The 16,101-nt window shown below is 32.8% G+C and carries 17 protein-coding genes and 1 other annotated feature; of the genes, 8 read left to right on the forward strand and 9 right to left on the reverse strand.

From position 1 onward, the window contains the following. Positions 1–279 precede the first annotated feature (279 nt). Positions 280–1,008 carry a polysaccharide deacetylase family protein gene (locus tag JG776_RS06325; protein WP_291965751.1) on the reverse strand — a complete coding sequence of 243 codons (729 nt, stop codon included), beginning with the start codon at positions 1,006–1,008 and terminating at the stop codon, positions 280–282. 231 nt (positions 1,009–1,239) lie between these two features. Here JG776_RS06325 and JG776_RS06330 point away from each other — a divergent pair, with 231 nt between their 5' ends. From JG776_RS06330 to JG776_RS06345, 4 genes are all read left to right on the forward strand, one after another. Then, positions 1,240–2,244 (forward strand): permease, encoded by a 1,005-nt coding sequence (locus tag JG776_RS06330; RefSeq protein WP_291965753.1) that lies wholly within the window; start codon positions 1,240–1,242, stop codon positions 2,242–2,244. A gap of 4 nt (positions 2,245–2,248) precedes the next feature. Then, positions 2,249–2,950, forward strand: coding sequence for a TIGR03943 family protein (locus JG776_RS06335; RefSeq protein ID WP_291965755.1), 702 nt, complete (start codon positions 2,249–2,251; stop codon positions 2,948–2,950). A 118-nt stretch (positions 2,951–3,068) separates the two neighbouring features. Further along, positions 3,069–3,629, forward strand: a complete 561-nt coding sequence (locus JG776_RS06340) for a LemA family protein (protein ID WP_027308346.1) — start codon at positions 3,069–3,071, stop codon at positions 3,627–3,629. A gap of 11 nt (positions 3,630–3,640) precedes the next feature. Further along, entirely contained in the window at positions 3,641–4,441 is an 801-nt protein-coding gene (locus tag JG776_RS06345; RefSeq protein WP_291965758.1) for a YgcG family protein, read from the forward strand. A gap of 285 nt (positions 4,442–4,726) precedes the next feature. On the opposite strand, the gene JG776_RS06350 is transcribed toward JG776_RS06345, so the two are convergent. The 6 genes from JG776_RS06350 to trpS all read right to left on the reverse strand — a co-directional run bounded on the left by JG776_RS06350 (position 4,727) and on the right by trpS (position 10,502). Beyond that, positions 4,727–5,773, reverse strand: coding sequence for an ABC transporter substrate-binding protein (locus JG776_RS06350; protein WP_291965760.1), 1,047 nt, complete (start codon positions 5,771–5,773; stop codon positions 4,727–4,729). Next, a complete protein-coding gene (locus tag JG776_RS06355) occupies positions 5,757–6,557 on the reverse strand; it encodes an ABC transporter permease (RefSeq protein WP_291965762.1) in 801 nt (266 codons plus the stop codon). The genes JG776_RS06350 and JG776_RS06355 overlap by 17 nt, the downstream gene beginning before the upstream one ends. Continuing rightward, positions 6,551–7,375: an ABC transporter permease gene (locus JG776_RS06360; RefSeq protein ID WP_291965764.1), complete on the reverse strand. Its 825-nt coding sequence runs from the start codon at positions 7,373–7,375 to the stop codon at positions 6,551–6,553. Before JG776_RS06360 ends, JG776_RS06355 begins: the two co-directional genes overlap by 7 nt. Position 7,376: 1 nt before the next feature. Next, positions 7,377–8,417 carry a spermidine/putrescine ABC transporter ATP-binding protein gene (gene potA, locus JG776_RS06365; RefSeq protein ID WP_291965766.1) on the reverse strand — a complete coding sequence of 347 codons (1,041 nt, stop codon included), beginning with the start codon at positions 8,415–8,417 and terminating at the stop codon, positions 7,377–7,379. Positions 8,418–8,434: 17 nt separating this feature from the next. After that, positions 8,435–8,974: a cupin domain-containing protein gene (locus tag JG776_RS06370; RefSeq protein WP_291965768.1), complete on the reverse strand. Its 540-nt coding sequence runs from the start codon at positions 8,972–8,974 to the stop codon at positions 8,435–8,437. A gap of 529 nt (positions 8,975–9,503) precedes the next feature. After that, the gene (gene trpS / locus JG776_RS06375) at positions 9,504–10,502 is read right to left on the reverse strand and encodes a tryptophan--tRNA ligase (protein WP_291965769.1); all 999 of its coding nucleotides are present in this window, start codon (positions 10,500–10,502) and stop codon (positions 9,504–9,506) included. Between the two features lie 45 nt (positions 10,503–10,547). Further along, positions 10,548–10,779: a binding site (T-box leader), on the reverse strand. A gap of 170 nt (positions 10,780–10,949) precedes the next feature. Between trpS and JG776_RS06380 the strand changes: the two genes are divergently transcribed. After that, positions 10,950–11,537, forward strand: a complete 588-nt coding sequence (locus tag JG776_RS06380; protein WP_291965771.1) for a metallophosphoesterase — start codon at positions 10,950–10,952, stop codon at positions 11,535–11,537. A gap of 205 nt (positions 11,538–11,742) precedes the next feature. On the opposite strand, the gene JG776_RS06385 is transcribed toward JG776_RS06380, so the two are convergent. Continuing rightward, positions 11,743–13,668: a BMP family ABC transporter substrate-binding protein gene (locus tag JG776_RS06385; protein WP_291965773.1), complete on the reverse strand. Its 1,926-nt coding sequence runs from the start codon at positions 13,666–13,668 to the stop codon at positions 11,743–11,745. 133 nt (positions 13,669–13,801) lie between these two features. Here JG776_RS06385 and JG776_RS06390 point away from each other — a divergent pair, with 133 nt between their 5' ends. Then, on the forward strand, positions 13,802–14,098 hold the full coding sequence (locus tag JG776_RS06390; RefSeq protein ID WP_291965775.1) for a hypothetical protein: 297 nt from the start codon (positions 13,802–13,804) through the stop codon (positions 14,096–14,098). 24 nt (positions 14,099–14,122) lie between these two features. Here the strand turns inward: JG776_RS06390 and JG776_RS06395 are convergent, their stop codons facing one another. Continuing rightward, complete coding sequence (locus JG776_RS06395) at positions 14,123–14,245, reverse strand: hypothetical protein (RefSeq protein ID WP_291965777.1); 123 nt, start codon at positions 14,243–14,245, stop codon at positions 14,123–14,125. Between the two features lie 213 nt (positions 14,246–14,458). Here JG776_RS06395 and brnQ point away from each other — a divergent pair, with 213 nt between their 5' ends. Beyond that, on the forward strand, positions 14,459–15,745 hold the full coding sequence (gene brnQ / locus JG776_RS06400; protein WP_291965779.1) for a branched-chain amino acid transport system II carrier protein: 1,287 nt from the start codon (positions 14,459–14,461) through the stop codon (positions 15,743–15,745). A gap of 23 nt (positions 15,746–15,768) precedes the next feature. Then, on the forward strand, positions 15,769–16,008 hold the full coding sequence (locus JG776_RS06405; RefSeq protein ID WP_291965781.1) for a hypothetical protein: 240 nt from the start codon (positions 15,769–15,771) through the stop codon (positions 16,006–16,008). Positions 16,009–16,101: the final 93 nt, after the last annotated feature.

Genomic DNA, 16,101 nt, shown 5'->3' on the forward strand with positions numbered 1-16,101 from the left:
ATATATTGATTAGCCCCATGAAGGATTTCTTGGGCATCGATTCATTTCGCTAAGCAATTCTAAGCTTTTCTTTGTTTGAAAAAGTCCTACCCTCGCGATACCATCGTCCTGATGGCCGCTCGGCTCGGCACGTCCTGTGCCGAATTACGGACTTTTCCAAAGTCGAAAAGCAAGAATTGCTATAGCTCATGAAAGAGCCTAATAAAATCCTTTCATGGGGCTTTTTCAAAATTTAGCTAACAAATAGGTTGGTCAACATAATAAAGTAACCATAAAGTTTTACCTTTTTTTATATCTAAAATAATATTCAGGTGTGTCTTCATTAATTGTTTCAAAAACATACCCCTTCTCTTTAAAATAGTCTATAATTTTTGGCAGTGCCACTACTGTGTTTTTATCTGTCTCACTGCAGTGCATAAGAAGAAAAACAGTATTCCATTTTTGGCTTGTCTTAATGGCCTCTTTATATAAAACATCTGGTGATTTACTTGGTACATATCCATCTGAAATCCTTGCATTCCAATCATATACCTTATATCCCAACTCGTGCAGCTTTTCGTGAAAATCTTCATCAAGATGTCCTGTGCTTCCACCAGGGAACCTTATTATTTTTGGTCTAACTCCAATTACACTATATACGGTATCTTCTGTTTTTTTCATCTCTTCAATAAAGGTATCCTCACTTTTATATATTTGCTTTATTTTATGTGTATAGGAATGAAGTCCTATTGAGTGTTCTTCATTATATATTCGCTTAACTATTTCAGCTCTATCTTCAACCTTATTTCCTATTAAAAAGAAGGTGGCTTTAACCTCCTTTTCCTTTAAAATATCTAATATTTGATTGGTAATTTTATAACTTGGGCCATCGTCAAAGGTAAGATAAATAGTTTTAACTGTAGAGGAATCATCTATAGCTGCTCTATAAGTTATATCTATATTAGACAAGGTATAAAGGATAAATCCTGTAAGAAGAAAGCATAAAATAGATAAAAATTTATTTTTCACATTATCAGCTCCTATTATATCTTAAATTTATTATGGGTGATTTTAATAATAAAAATGCAATGAGAATCTCACTTTTTTAGAGGCTTTAGACATATTATTAAATTTAAATCAGTTTCATTAATTCTTTTGATGTATAATTAAATATCTGCGTCTAATATAATTTAGTATGTGAATAAATGGCAACAGCAGTTATATAGCTTTTTTGCTTTAGAAATTATAAGGGGGAGAAATATGGAACATTTGAATGAATCAAGGCATAGTCTATTAAGGCTTATATTGTTTTTGCTAATTATTTTTGTATTCTTCAATCTTTTAGGAGTTAGGGTATTTACATTAGATGTAGATTATCTAAACACCTTTTCAGCTGTATTTATAAGCATAATACTTGAAGCAATACCCTTTATTCTCTTAGGTTCCTTTATTTCAGCAGTGATTCAGGTTTTTGTGTCAGATACAGTAATCAAGAAGTTGATACCTAAAAACAGAGTGGTTGCAATTTTTACAGCTTCCCTACTTGGACTTTTTATTCCTATCTGTGAATGCGGAATAATACCTGTTGTTAGAAGACTTATAAAAAAGGGAGTTCCAAGCTATGTGGCAATAACATTTATGCTTTCTTGTCCTATTATAAATCCTGTTGTAATCCTATCTACATATAATGCCTTTTATGATATGAAATATATGGTGGCACTTCGTGTAGGTTTTGGTGTTTTAATTTCTGTTTTGATAGGTCTTCTGCTTTGGTATCTTGAAGGGGATAAAAACGTATTAAACAATACCTTCGAACATAACCACTGTTCCTGTGGTCATTCCCACCATCATAGTTCAAGGCTCTATGAAATTTTAGATCACACAAGCCACGAATTTTTAGATATAGGAAAGTTTTTGATATATGGAGCATTTATTTCTTCTATAATGCAGACATCAAATGTACGCCCTGTAATAGCAAACTATTCCTCAGATAGCTTTTTATCTGTTGTTGCTATGGGTATTTTTGCCTATGTAATATCCCTCTGCTCTGAGGCAGATGCTTTTATAGCAAGGACCTTTGTACAGCAGTTTACAGTAGGCTCCCTTGTTACCTTTTTGATTCTTGGCCCTATGATAGACATTAAAAATACCTTAATACTGCTTTCATCCTTTAAAAAGAGGTTTGCCTTCGAGCTTATTCTTTTAATATTTTTACTTTGCATACTATTTGGAACATTTATAAATACATCAATGCTATTGAGGTGAGTATATGAGATTTGAGAATATATTATGGGCGGGAATTTTGTTTTTGCTTTTTTTAATATTGTCTATCTTAAATATTACAGGTAAAATATTTTATTTTCTTCATCCAAGGCTTTTTATATACAGTATCTTTGCATCGGTTATGCTTTTTATTTTATTTTTATTTGAGGTTTACAAGCTATTTAAGGAAAAACAGCATCACCACCAAAAAATAAGGATATTACCATATTTTATGTTTTTAATTTTCATTTTCGTGGCAGCAACCTATGAGTTTGAAAATGCGTCACAAAATATAGCACAAAACAAAGAGGCAAATTTTACATTTCCAATAAAAACAGTAGGGGGGAGGATTGAGGAGGATTTAATAGAGGTTAATAACAAAAACTATTTAGATGTAATGGATGAGCTCCATAAAAATTTAGATAAATATGTAGGAAGAAGTATTTTAATAGATGGCTTTGTATTTAAAGATAAAAGCTTTAACAAAAATCAGTTTGTAGTCGCAAGAATGCTCATAACCTGCTGTGCAGCGGATGCACAGATAATTGGATTAATGGTTGAGGGAGAAAATAATGTTAAGGAAAATGATTGGGTTAGAGTTAAGGGAGTTATAAAAAAGGGAGTATATAATGGAGAAATAATACCTGTTATCAAATGTAAGGGCGTGAAATTGATTGAAAAACTGAAGGAGGAATATATTTATCCATAAATTTTGATATAAAGGGTTTAAAAGGATTATTTAATTAATAAATTAACAAAAATAAAGTTTGAAATAATCAAAAAAATATGTAATACTATAACAAATACTTTTTAAGGGAGGTAATTAAATGGGCAAGATAAATGGTAAGATTATTGCAATAGCACTAGTAGTTTTAGTAGTACTTTGGGGTGTAGGGAGCTATAATGGGCTTGTAGCTTTAGATCAAAAAACAAAGGAATCCTACAGCCAAATACAAAATCAGCTACAAAGAAGAGCAGACTTAATACCAAATTTAGTTGAAACAGTAAAGGGATATGCAAAACAGGAAAGGGAAGTTATTCAGTCTGTAACAGATGCAAGAGCAAAGCTTGCAGGGGCAAGGACTCCACAGGAACAAGCTGCTGCAAATAATGAATTAAATAGTGCACTTTCAAGGCTATTAGTTGTTGTTGAAAACTATCCTAATCTAAAGTCAGATGCAAACTTTAGACAGCTTATGGATGAACTTGCTGGAACTGAAAACAGAATAGCAGTTGCAAGACGTGACTATAATGCTGCTGTTAAGGAGTATAATGTAAAAATAAAAAGGTTCCCTACAGTGATTATGGCAAGATTGTTTGGTTTCAATGAAAAACAATATTTTGAGGCAAATCCAAATGCACAAAATCCACCAGAAGTTAAGTTTTAGGGGGGAACTTTATGAAGAAAAAAATCCTCCCCTTAAGTTTGGTAATTCTATTATTTTTTAGTGTAATAGCCTTTGCTGAACCTATATTTTTAAAACCAACAGATTATAAATATTTCAATGACTTTGCAAATATAATAGACGCAGGTTCAAGGGATAAGATACTTCAAATTGGAAGTGAACTATATTCAAAGACAGGTGCTGAAGTAACAGTTGTAACAATAGATTCAACTGAGGGTTTGGGTATAGAGGAATATGCAAATGTACTTTTTAGAAGCTGGGGCATAGGACAGAAGGGAAAAGATAATGGAGTACTTCTTTTAGTTGCAGTAAAAGATAGAAAGATGAGAATTGAAGTTGGATATGGACTTGAAGGAGCACTTCCTGATGGTAAAACAGGACGAATTAGGGATGAGTATATACTTCCATATTTTAAGCAGGGAGACTACTCAAAGGGGATACTTCTTGGATATCAAGCACTATGTAGTGAAGTTGCAAGGGAATATGGTGTTCAGCTTGAGTCTTTAGATAAAAATATACCTCCTATTCGAAGTGGTAGTACATCTAAAACTGATACAAATATTATTTTTATTATAATATTTATAATAGTTCTATTAGGATTAGATGGTGTATTTTTTAGAGGAACACTTTTAAGAACTATACTTTATATACTATTTAGCTCAAATAACAGAGGAGGGCCAAGAGGTGGTTACGGAGGAGGAGGCTTTTTCGGAGGCGGAGGCTCATCTGGTGGCGGCTTTGGAGGCTTTGGGGGAGGTTCCTCGGGTGGTGGCGGCTCTTCAGGCAGCTGGTAACAAAAAGTGCCACCGACAGGTGAAATGTGACATTTTCCATAAAATATCATCTTGTAATTTAGGTTTAACGTAGTCTTCTACTTTTATAAGTGGTTAACCAATAATGTTTGACCAATAAAAAATTTAAGACAAAATCAGCTTAAAAATAATAGTGTATTCAATTTTGCTGAGAAATGAAAGATATCCTTATAGTTTTAGAGTTTAATCTCCCTAATATTAAAAGAGCATATCAAAAAAGTGACATTACCAAAAATAGGTAATGTCACTTTTCACGTGGGTGGCACTTTAGTGGGCTGCTTTAACTTCTGTCCATATTCTATCGTATTCCTTTAGCATATCCGATAAATCCTTATATACTTCACATCTCTTTAAAACTTCTTCATCAGGATATGCAGTTTTATCATTTTTAGTTTCTTCATCAAGTAGCTTATATGCCTCCTTATGTGGTGTGGAGTAGCCTATATATTCTGTATTTTTCTTTGCGATTTCAGTTTCACACATAAAGTTAATAAACATTTCAGCTTCCTTTTTGTGCTTTGAGGTCTTTGGTATTACCATACAGTCTACAAAAAGGTTGCTTCCTTCCTTTGGAACTGCAAACTCCAAATCAGGGTTTTGTTGTTTCATAAATACAGCATCTCCAGCCCAAGCTACAGCAAGTGCAGCCTCACCAGATATCATCTTATCCTTTATTTCATCCCCAACATATGCAAGTACAAGAGGCTTTTGTTTTATAAGTTCTTGTTTTGCCTGTTCTAATTTGTCCTTATCAGTTGTGTTTAATGAATATCCAAGCTTTTGAAGTGCAACGCCAATTGATTCTCTTTGGCTGTCAAGCATAAGTATTTGTTTTTTGTATTTTTCATTCCAAAGAATATTCCAGCTGTCAACAGGGTCAGATACCATCTTTTTGTTATATACTATTCCAACAACACCCCACATATAAGGAACTGAATATTCGTTGTTTGGGTCAAATTCAAGTCCCTTAAATTTTTCATCTATATACTTATAGTTTGGAACATTTGAAAAATCAATCTTTTGCAGCATATTTTCCTTTATCATTTTTGAAATCATATAGTCAGATGGAATAGCTACATCATAGGCTGTGCCTCCAGATTTTATCTTAACGTACATATCCTCATTTGTAGCGAAGGTTTCATAGTTAACCTTTATTCCATATTTATTTTCAAATTCAGATATAACAGATTCGTCAATATAATCTCCCCAGTTATATACATTAAGTGTTACCTTTTTTTCCTTAGAACAAGATGTAAATGGAAGCATAATAAGTACCATTAGAAAAACAGCTAAAAACTTATTTATTTTTTTCAATTAAACTCATCTCCTTTTCTTCTTTATTTGTTATTTTATTTATAAGAAGCAGCAGTATTAAAACAGTTAAAAAGAGCAGAGTAGATAGAGCATTTATTTCAGGCTTTATACCACGCCTTGCCATAGAATAAATAGTTATAGATAGGTTTGATACACCGCTTCCTGTTGTAAAAAAGCTAATTACAAAATCATCAACTGACAGGGTAAAAGCAAGTAGTGCACCACTTATAATCCCTGGCATAATCTCAGGTATTATTACCTTCCTTAATGCATAGGAAGGTGTTGCACCAAGATCAAGGGCAGCTTCATATATATTTGGGTTTAGCTGTTTTAGTTTAGGAAGCACAGATAAAACAACATAGGGAAGACAAAAGGTTATGTGGGATATAATCATTGTAAAGAGTCCCAATTTTAAATTTAGTGCAATAAATAAAACCATTAAAGAGATTGCAGTAACTATATCAGGATTTAAAACAGGAAGATAGGTTATATTTAAAAGTATCTTCTTTTGTCTTCTATGCATATTGTGTATTCCTATAGCAGCGAGCGTACCTAAAAATGTTGAAATTGCAGATGCAATAACTGCAACAAGCAGAGTATAGTACATAGACCGCATAATTTGTCTATCCTTAAAGAGCATAGAGTACCATTTAAATGTAAATCCTGTAAAGCTTCCTCTTGATTTTGATTCATTAAAGGAAAATACAATAAGTATTACGATGGGGGCATAAAGAAAGATGTATATAAGAGTAGTATATACTCTCTTTATAATTTTATTTACCATAGATTTACCCCCTCCTTATCCTTGTCAAATCGGTTCATAATCGCCATTGATATTAATATAATAACCATCATAACAATAGATATTGCAGAACCAAAGTTCCAGTCACCAACATTTATAAACTGCTGTTCAATTAAGTTACCTATTAAGGTAAATTGACCTCCTCCAAGTAGCCTTGAAATTGCAAAGGTTGTTACAGAAGGCATAAAAACCATTGTTATGCCAGATATTACACCTGGTAGACTAAGAGGAAGTGTAACCTTTATAAAAGTTATGATTTTATTTGCTCCAAGGTCATTTGCAGCCTCAATTAGGCTTCTATCTATTTTAATTAAAACTGTAAAGATTGGAAGAACCATAAAGGGTAAAAAGTTATATACCATACCTAATACTACAGCACTGTTTGTATACATTATATTTAAAGGACTTAAACCAATGGATGTTAAGAATTTATTTAATATACCGTTCTTTTCAAGCAATGTCATCCAAGCATAAGTTCTTAAAAGAAAATTCATCCACATAGGGATTAAAAACAAAAGAATTAGAGTATTTCTACGCTTATTATTTGTTTTTGAGATTATATACGCAATAGGATAGCCTAAAAGTAAGCATATAATAGTGCTTATTAGTGCAAGGTTTATTGAACGAAGTAAAACCTCAAGATAGATTGGCTCGAAAAATCTAACAAAATTTGAAACTGTTATTCCAGACTTTAAGCCATTTTTAAAGGTAAGGCTATATAGTAAAACAAGAAATAGTGGGAGTACAGCAAAAATTGTCATCCAAAAGAGGTAGGGGTAAGCATAATTTTTTCTCTTCATTTTACCTCACCTTTTTCATAATATGTATGTTGTCTGGCTCAACATCAAGGTAAACCTTTGTTCCCTTAGGTTCCATCTTGGTGCTGTGTATCTTAAAGGTATAATTTTCAGTGGTTACTGTCATTTCATAGTGTACTCCCTTAAATATTACGTTTTCTACATAGCCTTCGATTTTACCATTGTTTTCTCGGGAAAGTGTGATATCCTCAGGTCTAATAACTACATCAACAGGTTCGTTATTATCAAATCCTTTGTCAACACATTTAAATTTAACTCCAAATATTTCAACAAGGAAGTCCTCAAGCATAATTCCATCTATTATATTGCTCTCACCAATAAAATCAGCAACAAAGGCATTTTTGGGTTCGTTATAAATATCCTCAGGACGGCCTATCTGCTGGATAACTCCCTCATTCATAACAACGACTGTATCTGACATTGTTAAGGCTTCCTCTTGGTCGTGGGTTACAAATATAAATGTAATTCCAAGGGACTGCTGCATTTTTTTAAGCTCCGTCTGCATTTCTTTTCTAAGCTTTAAATCAAGGGCACCTAAGGGTTCATCTAATAAAAGTACATCAGGCTCATTTACAAGGGCCCTTGCAATTGCAACTCTTTGTTGTTGTCCACCACTTAGGGAGGATATCTCTCTTTTTTCAAATCCATCAAGGTTTACAAGGGAAAGCATATTTTTAACTCTCCTTTGTATTTCACCCTCACTTACCTTTTTTATTTTAAGCCCAAAGGCAATATTTTCAAAAACATTTAGGTGTGGAAAGAGTGCATACTTTTGGAATACTGTATTTACCTTTCTTTGATAGGGTGGAAGATTAGTTATATCCTTTCCCTCAAAGTATATTTTCCCACTGGTTGGGGTTTCAAACCCTCCAATTAATCTTAGGGTTGTTGTTTTACCGCACCCACTTGGCCCTAAAAGAGTGATGAATTCATTTTTTCTTACATAAAGATTCAAATTTTTAATAACAGTATTATCTTCGTAAATTTTAGTTATGTTGTTAAGTTCAAGTATTTTTTCTGACAATTTATATCCTCCCTTCATTAAAAAGTAGGTGGACTTGAAATCCATAATACCTGCGATTTTGTTTTACAATTATTTTTAATATAATGATTTGAATTTGGTTTAAAATAAAAACATTCTCCTTTTTTGAGCTTATATTTTTTGTTTCCTATAAAAAGGGTGATAGAACCGCTTAAAACATATCCAAATTCTTCACCATCGTGGGGTGTATCAACCTCTGATGAACCTCCTTCATCAAGGGTAATAATTATAGGCTCCATAATATTTTTTTGAGCATTTGGAACTATCCAGCTTATAATGTTTTTTAGCTCTTCGTTTTCCTTTTCGAAGGCGTCCTCCTTTTTAAAGACAACCTTTTCATCATTGTCGTCATTAAAAAAATCCTTGATATTTGTTCCAAGGCATTCTAATATGTCCATCAAAGTTGCAATAGAAGGGGATGTTAAATCTCTTTCAAGTTGAGAAATAAAGCCCTTTGACAGTTCGCACCTATCGGCAAGCTCCTCCTGTGTTAGGCCATTTTTAATTCTTAATTCCTTGATTTTTTCACCTATCTTCATTTTTACACCCTTTACCATTATATTAAACTTTTTGTTTACTATTACTAAACATATATAATTATATAACATAGGTAAAAAAAGTCAATATATTAAATTAGTAGAAATGTTTTAACTAATGAGCAACAGAAGTCACCTACTTTTGTAGGTAAGCGATGAATGCCGCTTAATTTGAAAAATTTAAAATGATAACAAAGCTAAACTAAAATACATAATAGTATTATTGAGTAGGTTACAGTCCTTTGAGGGGGGAGATTGCTCTAATTGGAGTATCTATTACGAAGCCTCCACCTCCATTGATATATATAATTAACTGAAAAAGGAGCTAATAAATGACTTATTAGCTCCTTTTGGCATATCATTAGGTAATATATGGATAATGTCACATTTCACCTGGGTGGGAGACTTCCGAAAAAATCAAATTATTTTTAAAAGCATACTATATATAGTATGCACAAATTATCATTTATACGCTATATATAGTGGTGACAATTTTTGAGGTATCATTTTTTCGGAGCTCTTGGTGGCACTTTTATAGTTGTATAAATCCTATTTTTCGTTGCATTTTTCTTAGTGTTTTGTTTGCTACGTAGTTTGCCTTTTCGGCACCTTTTCTATATATTGATTCAAGGTATGCTTTGTCTGAAATAAGTCTGTTTACCTCGTCTTGAATTGGTTTTAGCTCTTCAATTACAATTTCTGCAACATCCTGCTTTAGCTTTGCATAGCCCTGACCTTCATAGTCTGCTACTATATTTTCAGGCCTTCTTCCTGTGATTGCAGATATAATGTTAATTAAGTTCTTTATTCCAGGCTGTTCGTCTGTATAGTTTATAACTCCAACAGTATCTGTTACAGCCCTTGAAATCTTCTTTCTAATTATATCTGGGGAATCGTTTATTAATATATATCCATTTGGATTATCCTCTGATTTTGACATTTTCTTTTCAGGGTTTTGTAGGTCCATTATCTTTGCACCAGCCTCAGGTATATATGCTTCTGGAACCTTAAAGGTTGGGCTATATAGATTATTAAACCTAATTGCTATATCCCTTGCAAGTTCAAGGTGTTGCTTTTGATCCCTTCCAACAGGCACAAGGTCTGTGTTGTATAAAAGTATGTCGGCTGCCATAAGTACAGGGTAGTTGAAAAGTCCTGCACTAATGCTCTCACCAAGCTTTTGAGATTTATCCTTATATTGTGTCATTCTGCTAAGCTCTCCCATATAGGTAAAGCAGTTTAAAAGCCATTGTGCCTCACTGTGGGCAGGAACGTGGGATTGAATAAATAGAGTACACTTATCAGGGTCTATACCTGATGCTATGTAGGTTGCAAGTATTTGAAGTGTACGAGCCCTTAAATCCTTTGGTTCCTGTTTTACTGTGATTGCGTGAAGGTCAACAACACAGAAATATGAATCATATTCCTCCTGAAGTTTTACCCAATTTTTTATAGCACCTAAATAGTTACCTAAGGTTAATTCACCAGAGGGTTTAATTCCACTAAATAATACCTTTTTTTGCTCTTCCATAGTGATCCTCCTTTCAAATGTATAAAAATAAAAGCCCTATGCAAAGCATAGGGCGTAATATTACGCGGTACCACCTATTTCAAGAAGCAAAGGCTTCTCCTCTGAAGGATACAAACATATCCTGCTCCTTTAACGGTGAGCCTCCGTTTTAGGCTACTTAAAGTTCACCCAAATCCTCAAGGACCCATTCGGCCTATGGTAAGTTACTGCATTTCCACCCCCAGCAGCTCTCTTTAAACATCCCATATGCTTACTTGCTTCCCTTCATTGGATTTGTACTTTTTATTTTTATTATTTTATTATATGCAAAAAATAAATAGCTTACAAGTATTTTATAAAATTTTCTATATACAAATTAATAAAATATTACAAAAATTTCACATATATTAACTTTTGCAAATATTGTGGTATAATATTTTAGACTACTGATGAAATGAGGGACAAAAGGTGAAAATACTTGTTGTTTCAGATAAAGAATCAAGCTATATATGGGATCATTTTGATAAAAAAAGGTTTGAAGGGATAGACCTTATAATCTCCTGTGGTGATTTAAAGGCAGAATATCTGTCTTTTTTAGTAACTATGATAAATGCACCTTTATTTTATGTCCACGGAAATCACGATAGAAGTTATAAAACAAATCCTCCTGAGGGATGTACCTGTATAGATGATAAAATAGTTGTATTTAATGGAGTAAGGATATTGGGTATTGGTGGGAGCCCTCTATATAATGGAAAAGAATTTCAATATACAGAAAAGCAGATGGAAAAGAGGGTGCAGAGGCTCACACCAAAAATTTGGTGGTATGGAGGCTTTGATATTTTAGTAACCCATACACCTGCCTTTGGTCTTGGAGATGCACCGGATGTTGTACATACAGGGTTTAGAGTGTTTAGAAAACTGCTCGATAAGTATAAGCCTAAGTATTTTCTTCACGGACACCAGCACCTAAACTATGCAAATGGAACAAGAATAATAAACTACAACGAAACAACTATAATAAATGGATACAGATACCACATATTTGACTACTAAAAAGTGCCACCCAGGTGAAATGTGACATTACCATATTATGGAACATTTCGCCTGGGTGGGAGACCTTCGAAAAAATCAAATCGTTTTTTTAAAACATACCATTTATTGTATCTTGTACTATCTTTATATACTATATGTTGTGGTGGCGATTTTAAGGTATTATTTTTTCGGAGCTCTTGGTGGCAAATCTAAAATTAATTTGTTATTAAGTTTCTAATAGAACAACATTATCCACATACCACTTCATAGAAAGTATCTGCTCGTATGTTGCAGAGTCTCCCTTTTCAATTTGTAGCATTCCTTTGTTGTCGTATATAGGGCCTGTAAAGGGATTGTATAATCCATCTGCAATCATTCGTTTCATAAATTCAACAAGCTTTTGTGTCTCCTCTGGAACATCATTTTTAGAGTAGTAAATATCTAAAACTCCTGCATCAATTCCCCACCAGAAGTTATAGGACTTGTTTGTTCCTGCAAATATATCTGTAATGTTTTTTACCTGTTCATTTAAAACGCTCTTTAATATCCTTTCATAGAATACTCCCCATCTCCAAATAGGAGCAGCATAGTACTTTTCAGGTTTTTGAGTTTCACTATTAATTGACGTTAACATTGAATATACACCAAACATCTTTGTTACAGGATGATTTACATCTATAGTCATATTAGAGATTATATCAACGCCAAGTTCTATTAATTTTTTATCTGCATCTATAGATTTATCTCCCTTATTCCAATCTCCAGTCCAAGAAACATAAACTGAAGCATAAGGATTTACAAGCTTTGCACCAAGTGAAAAGGCATTTATAGAACTTACTACCTCGTGACTTGGGGATGTTGCAACATATCCTATTTTGTTATTTTTAGAAAGTGCACCTGCAATGAGCCCTGTTAAAAATCTTGGCTCATAGGTTCTTCCAAAATAATTATTAACCTGTGTATAGGGAGAAAACTCCGAACAGTTAAAGAACTTTATATCAGGGTATTCCAGAGCACATTTTAATGTTTCCTTATGGTATATAGGACTTGTTGTAAATATTACATCATATCCAACCTCAGCAAGGTCCTTAAATACACTATATGCACCTTCTCCAAAGGGTACATTTTCAACATATTCAGTAGAAACCTGTTCCTTTAGAACCTCTTCTATATGCTGTCTTCCAAGCTCGTGGGCATAGGTCCACCCCGATGATTCAATAGTTCCAGCATAGGCAAATAGAACCTTAAGCTTCTTTTTAGGTATAACAAATGTACTTAATGTTTGAATTAAATTTTCCTTAACCTCAAGGGGAGATGTTTGTATATTTGCATAATCAACATTTGATAAAGATTTAAGCTCTGGAATTAAAAGTCTTATCCTTTGAGTTACCTCCTCCCTTGAGGTATCAATAAAGGGAAGACCATATAGTTTAAAATATTCAAATAGAGCATCTCCTGTTGTAATAGGTATATTTCCCCCGCCTAATGATTTATATATCTCCCTAAAGGGTATATAAATATATCTTTCAAAATACTTATATCTATTTTCCTTAAATTCATCTGAATCTATACTAAGATTGTCTATGGCCTTTAACAGCCTGTTAAATCTATTCTTTTTGCTAAAATAAATTGAATTTAATCCTGTTATTTTATTAAAATTCAAAAACTCATAGTATATCTTTATATCGTGGTTGTTTTCATCGTACTTTGGAATAATTCTTGTTACATCTGCAGGTATTGAATAGGCATCAAAATACTTTAAAACACTAACCCTTTTGTTGCCCTCAACTACATAAAACCAGTTTAGATACTCATAAACCTTAATAGGATCCCTTATTCCCTCCTCAAGATGGGCAGCACATAGGTTTACCCATTTTGTCTGCATCTCTGTGTTTTCGTTTAAAAGGGGCATAAAGTTTCTTGCAAAGGACAAACTCCTAAGGTGAGAATATGTTCCAACAACCTTTTTAAGAGGTATTTCAACAAGTCCAAGATTAACTTCTGAAACAATATCTGTATTTTTAATAACACCTTCAAGGGATGGAAGATATCCAGATTCACCCTTTGAGGCATATTTATTATATTCCTTTATAGCTAAACGTCTTGCCGCAGAATAATGCTCTCTTGCTTCATTTAAAACATTGTTTTTCATCTATATCACCCTTAAAAGTCAAACTATAGTTTATATTATATTCTACAATATTAAAAAAAAATAGCAAAGAAAATATTAATTTACTTTTAAAAAATATCTTATGTGGAAAAATAAAATAAAAAGAGGTGATAGGATGGACGAAAGATGGAGGCAGGGAATGTATGTGTTCCCATTTGCACCCTTTACAAACCTATATGACATAAAACAGGAGCACGATACCTACAGGGTTTATGTAAATGGCGACTATATCGGAAACAAGACAATATTTAGCCAAGGAGAGGATATTAAAGACATTGAGGGATTTTTAAAGAGCAGAGGTTTTAAAAATATATCTTCACAAATCATAGGAAATCAGTATAATATAGAAGTTGCAGATGAATTTTTAGAAGAAGCAAAAAGAAACCTCAATGTTTATCTTAATAATAGATAAGCAGGAGATATCTCCTGCTTAAATTTATCTTCTAAAAAGATTTTTTATGGCTTCCTTTGTTCTTTCCATAAATTGTTCCTTTTTCTCAAGATAATTTTTATAGGTTTCTTCATCATAATATCTTTCATCATCTTTATAGAAGCCCATAACATCACCACCTTATTTTTATTATGTGCAGAGGGGATGTTTTTAATGTGCTATGTTAATAGATTAACAAACAGTAAATTTAATACACCATTGAATAAAAATACTATATTATTTTTCTTGCAATTATGTAATTATCACATTATAATAAAAAATATAAAAATATTATTAAAATATTTATAATATTTTTACAATTTTACCAAGGAGGTTACGAATATGAAAAAGTTTAATGATGTACTTGTAATTGGACTTGCACTGTTTGCAATGTTCTTCGGAGCAGGTAACCTAATATTCCCACCATATATTGGACTTATATCAGGAGATAAGTGGTTTGTATCTCTAATAGGTTTCCTTCTAACAGGAATAGGTCTACCTTTAATAGGAATTATAGTTATGTCAAAAAATAACGGTAAGTTTGAAAATTTTGCAGGAAAAGTTGGGACAAACTTTAGTAAAGGACTTGGAATAATAATAATGCTTGCTATAGGACCTCTTCTTGCAATACCAAGAACGGGTGCTACAACATATGAAATGGCTATAAAGCCAATCTTCCCAGGCGTAAGCCCAATAGTTGTTACAACAATATTTTTTGCAATAAATTTATATCTTGTTATAAATCCATCATCAGTAGTAGATAAGATAGGAAAAATACTAACACCAGTTCTTTTGACAATGCTGGCAATAATAATATTTAAAGGAATAACTACACCAATAGGTACTCCAGTTACAACAGGAATAGAAAATCCATTCTCAAAGTCCTTTGCAGAAGGATACCAAACAATGGATGCTCTTGCCTCAACAGTATTTGCAGGAATAGTAATTGCAAATGTAGTAGCAAAGGGATATAAGGATACAAAGGATCAAGTAAAACTTACACTACTTGCAGGTGTGATTGCAGCAGCAGGACTTCTTCTTGTATATGGAGGACTTATGTATCTTGGTGCAACAGCATCAGGAACCGTAAGTGCTGATATATCAAAGACTCAACTTACAATAATGATTACAGAGAAACTACTTGGAACATTTGGTAAGGTAGCCTTAGGTATTGCGGTTGGATTTGCCTGCCTTACAACTTCAGTTGGACTTACTGCAACAGCAGGAGAGTTCTTCTCAGGTTTAACTAACAACAAATTAAGCTACAAGCTTGTTGTAACAGTTGTTACTATCTTTAGTGCAGTTGTATCAAACTTTGGAGTTGAAAAGATAGTAAAACTTGCAGTGCCATTACTTGTTACTGTGTATCCAGTTGTTATAGTTCTAATAATACTAAATATATTTGATGAATTTATAAAGAACAAAAACTGCTATGCAGGTGCAGTATATTTAACACTAATAGTAAGTATAGTTGACGGACTTGCAGCAATAGGTGTAAACTTAAAGGGTATACAAGCAATGATAGCAAAACTTCCATTTGCAAGTGCAAGCTTTGCTTGGATTGTACCAGCTTTAGTAGGATTTATAATACCACTTTTATTTTCAAAAAAGAAACAAACAAATAACTAAAATAAATTGAGGGGTGGGGGGTCTTGCAGATACCATTACCACCTGTAATGCCTAAGTTTATGGTATTTAGGTTTATTGCAGGAATAATAATAAGGCTTATAGGACTATGGGGATACTATATTTTATTAATAGGTTTAGCTTTAATAATTTGTTTAAGGTTTTCATATAGGGCATATAAGAATGGAAGTTATGAGACAGTGTTTTTGATAGTGTGTTTTTTTCTAATAATAGTGGGAGGAATAATTGCACTGGTGAATTCATAAGGGTGTTAGAAAAAGATATATCATTATAAGCCATATGAAGGCTTTTAAGGCATTCGTTTATTTCGCTAATCAAATCTAAGCTTTTCTTTGTTT

This window comes from Caloramator sp. (assembly GCF_020054765.1).
GTDB lineage: Bacteria > Bacillota > Clostridia > Clostridiales > Caloramatoraceae > Thermobrachium > Thermobrachium proteoclasticum.

Excerpts from the sequence above, each read along its gene's own strand:
- JG776_RS06330 (WP_291965753.1), top strand. The coding sequence starts at position 1,240 with ATGGAACATTTGAATGAATCAAGGCATAGTCTATTAAGGCTTATATTG.
- JG776_RS06335 (WP_291965755.1), top strand. The coding sequence starts at position 2,249 with ATGAGATTTGAGAATATATTATGGGCGGGAATTTTGTTTTTGCTTTTT.
- JG776_RS06340 (WP_027308346.1), top strand. The coding sequence starts at position 3,069 with ATGGGCAAGATAAATGGTAAGATTATTGCAATAGCACTAGTAGTTTTA.
- JG776_RS06345 (WP_291965758.1), top strand. The coding sequence starts at position 3,641 with ATGAAGAAAAAAATCCTCCCCTTAAGTTTGGTAATTCTATTATTTTTT.
- JG776_RS06355 (WP_291965762.1), bottom strand. The coding sequence starts at position 6,557 with ATGGTAAATAAAATTATAAAGAGAGTATATACTACTCTTATATACATC.
- JG776_RS06360 (WP_291965764.1), bottom strand. The coding sequence starts at position 7,375 with ATGAAGAGAAAAAATTATGCTTACCCCTACCTCTTTTGGATGACAATT.
- JG776_RS06370 (WP_291965768.1), bottom strand. The coding sequence starts at position 8,974 with ATGAAGATAGGTGAAAAAATCAAGGAATTAAGAATTAAAAATGGCCTA.
- trpS (WP_291965769.1), bottom strand. The coding sequence starts at position 10,502 with ATGGAAGAGCAAAAAAAGGTATTATTTAGTGGAATTAAACCCTCTGGT.
- JG776_RS06385 (WP_291965773.1), bottom strand. The coding sequence starts at position 13,668 with ATGAAAAACAATGTTTTAAATGAAGCAAGAGAGCATTATTCTGCGGCA.
- JG776_RS06390 (WP_291965775.1), top strand. The coding sequence starts at position 13,802 with ATGGACGAAAGATGGAGGCAGGGAATGTATGTGTTCCCATTTGCACCC.
- JG776_RS06395 (WP_291965777.1), bottom strand. The coding sequence starts at position 14,245 with ATGGGCTTCTATAAAGATGATGAAAGATATTATGATGAAGAAACCTAT.
- brnQ (WP_291965779.1), top strand. The coding sequence starts at position 14,459 with ATGAAAAAGTTTAATGATGTACTTGTAATTGGACTTGCACTGTTTGCA.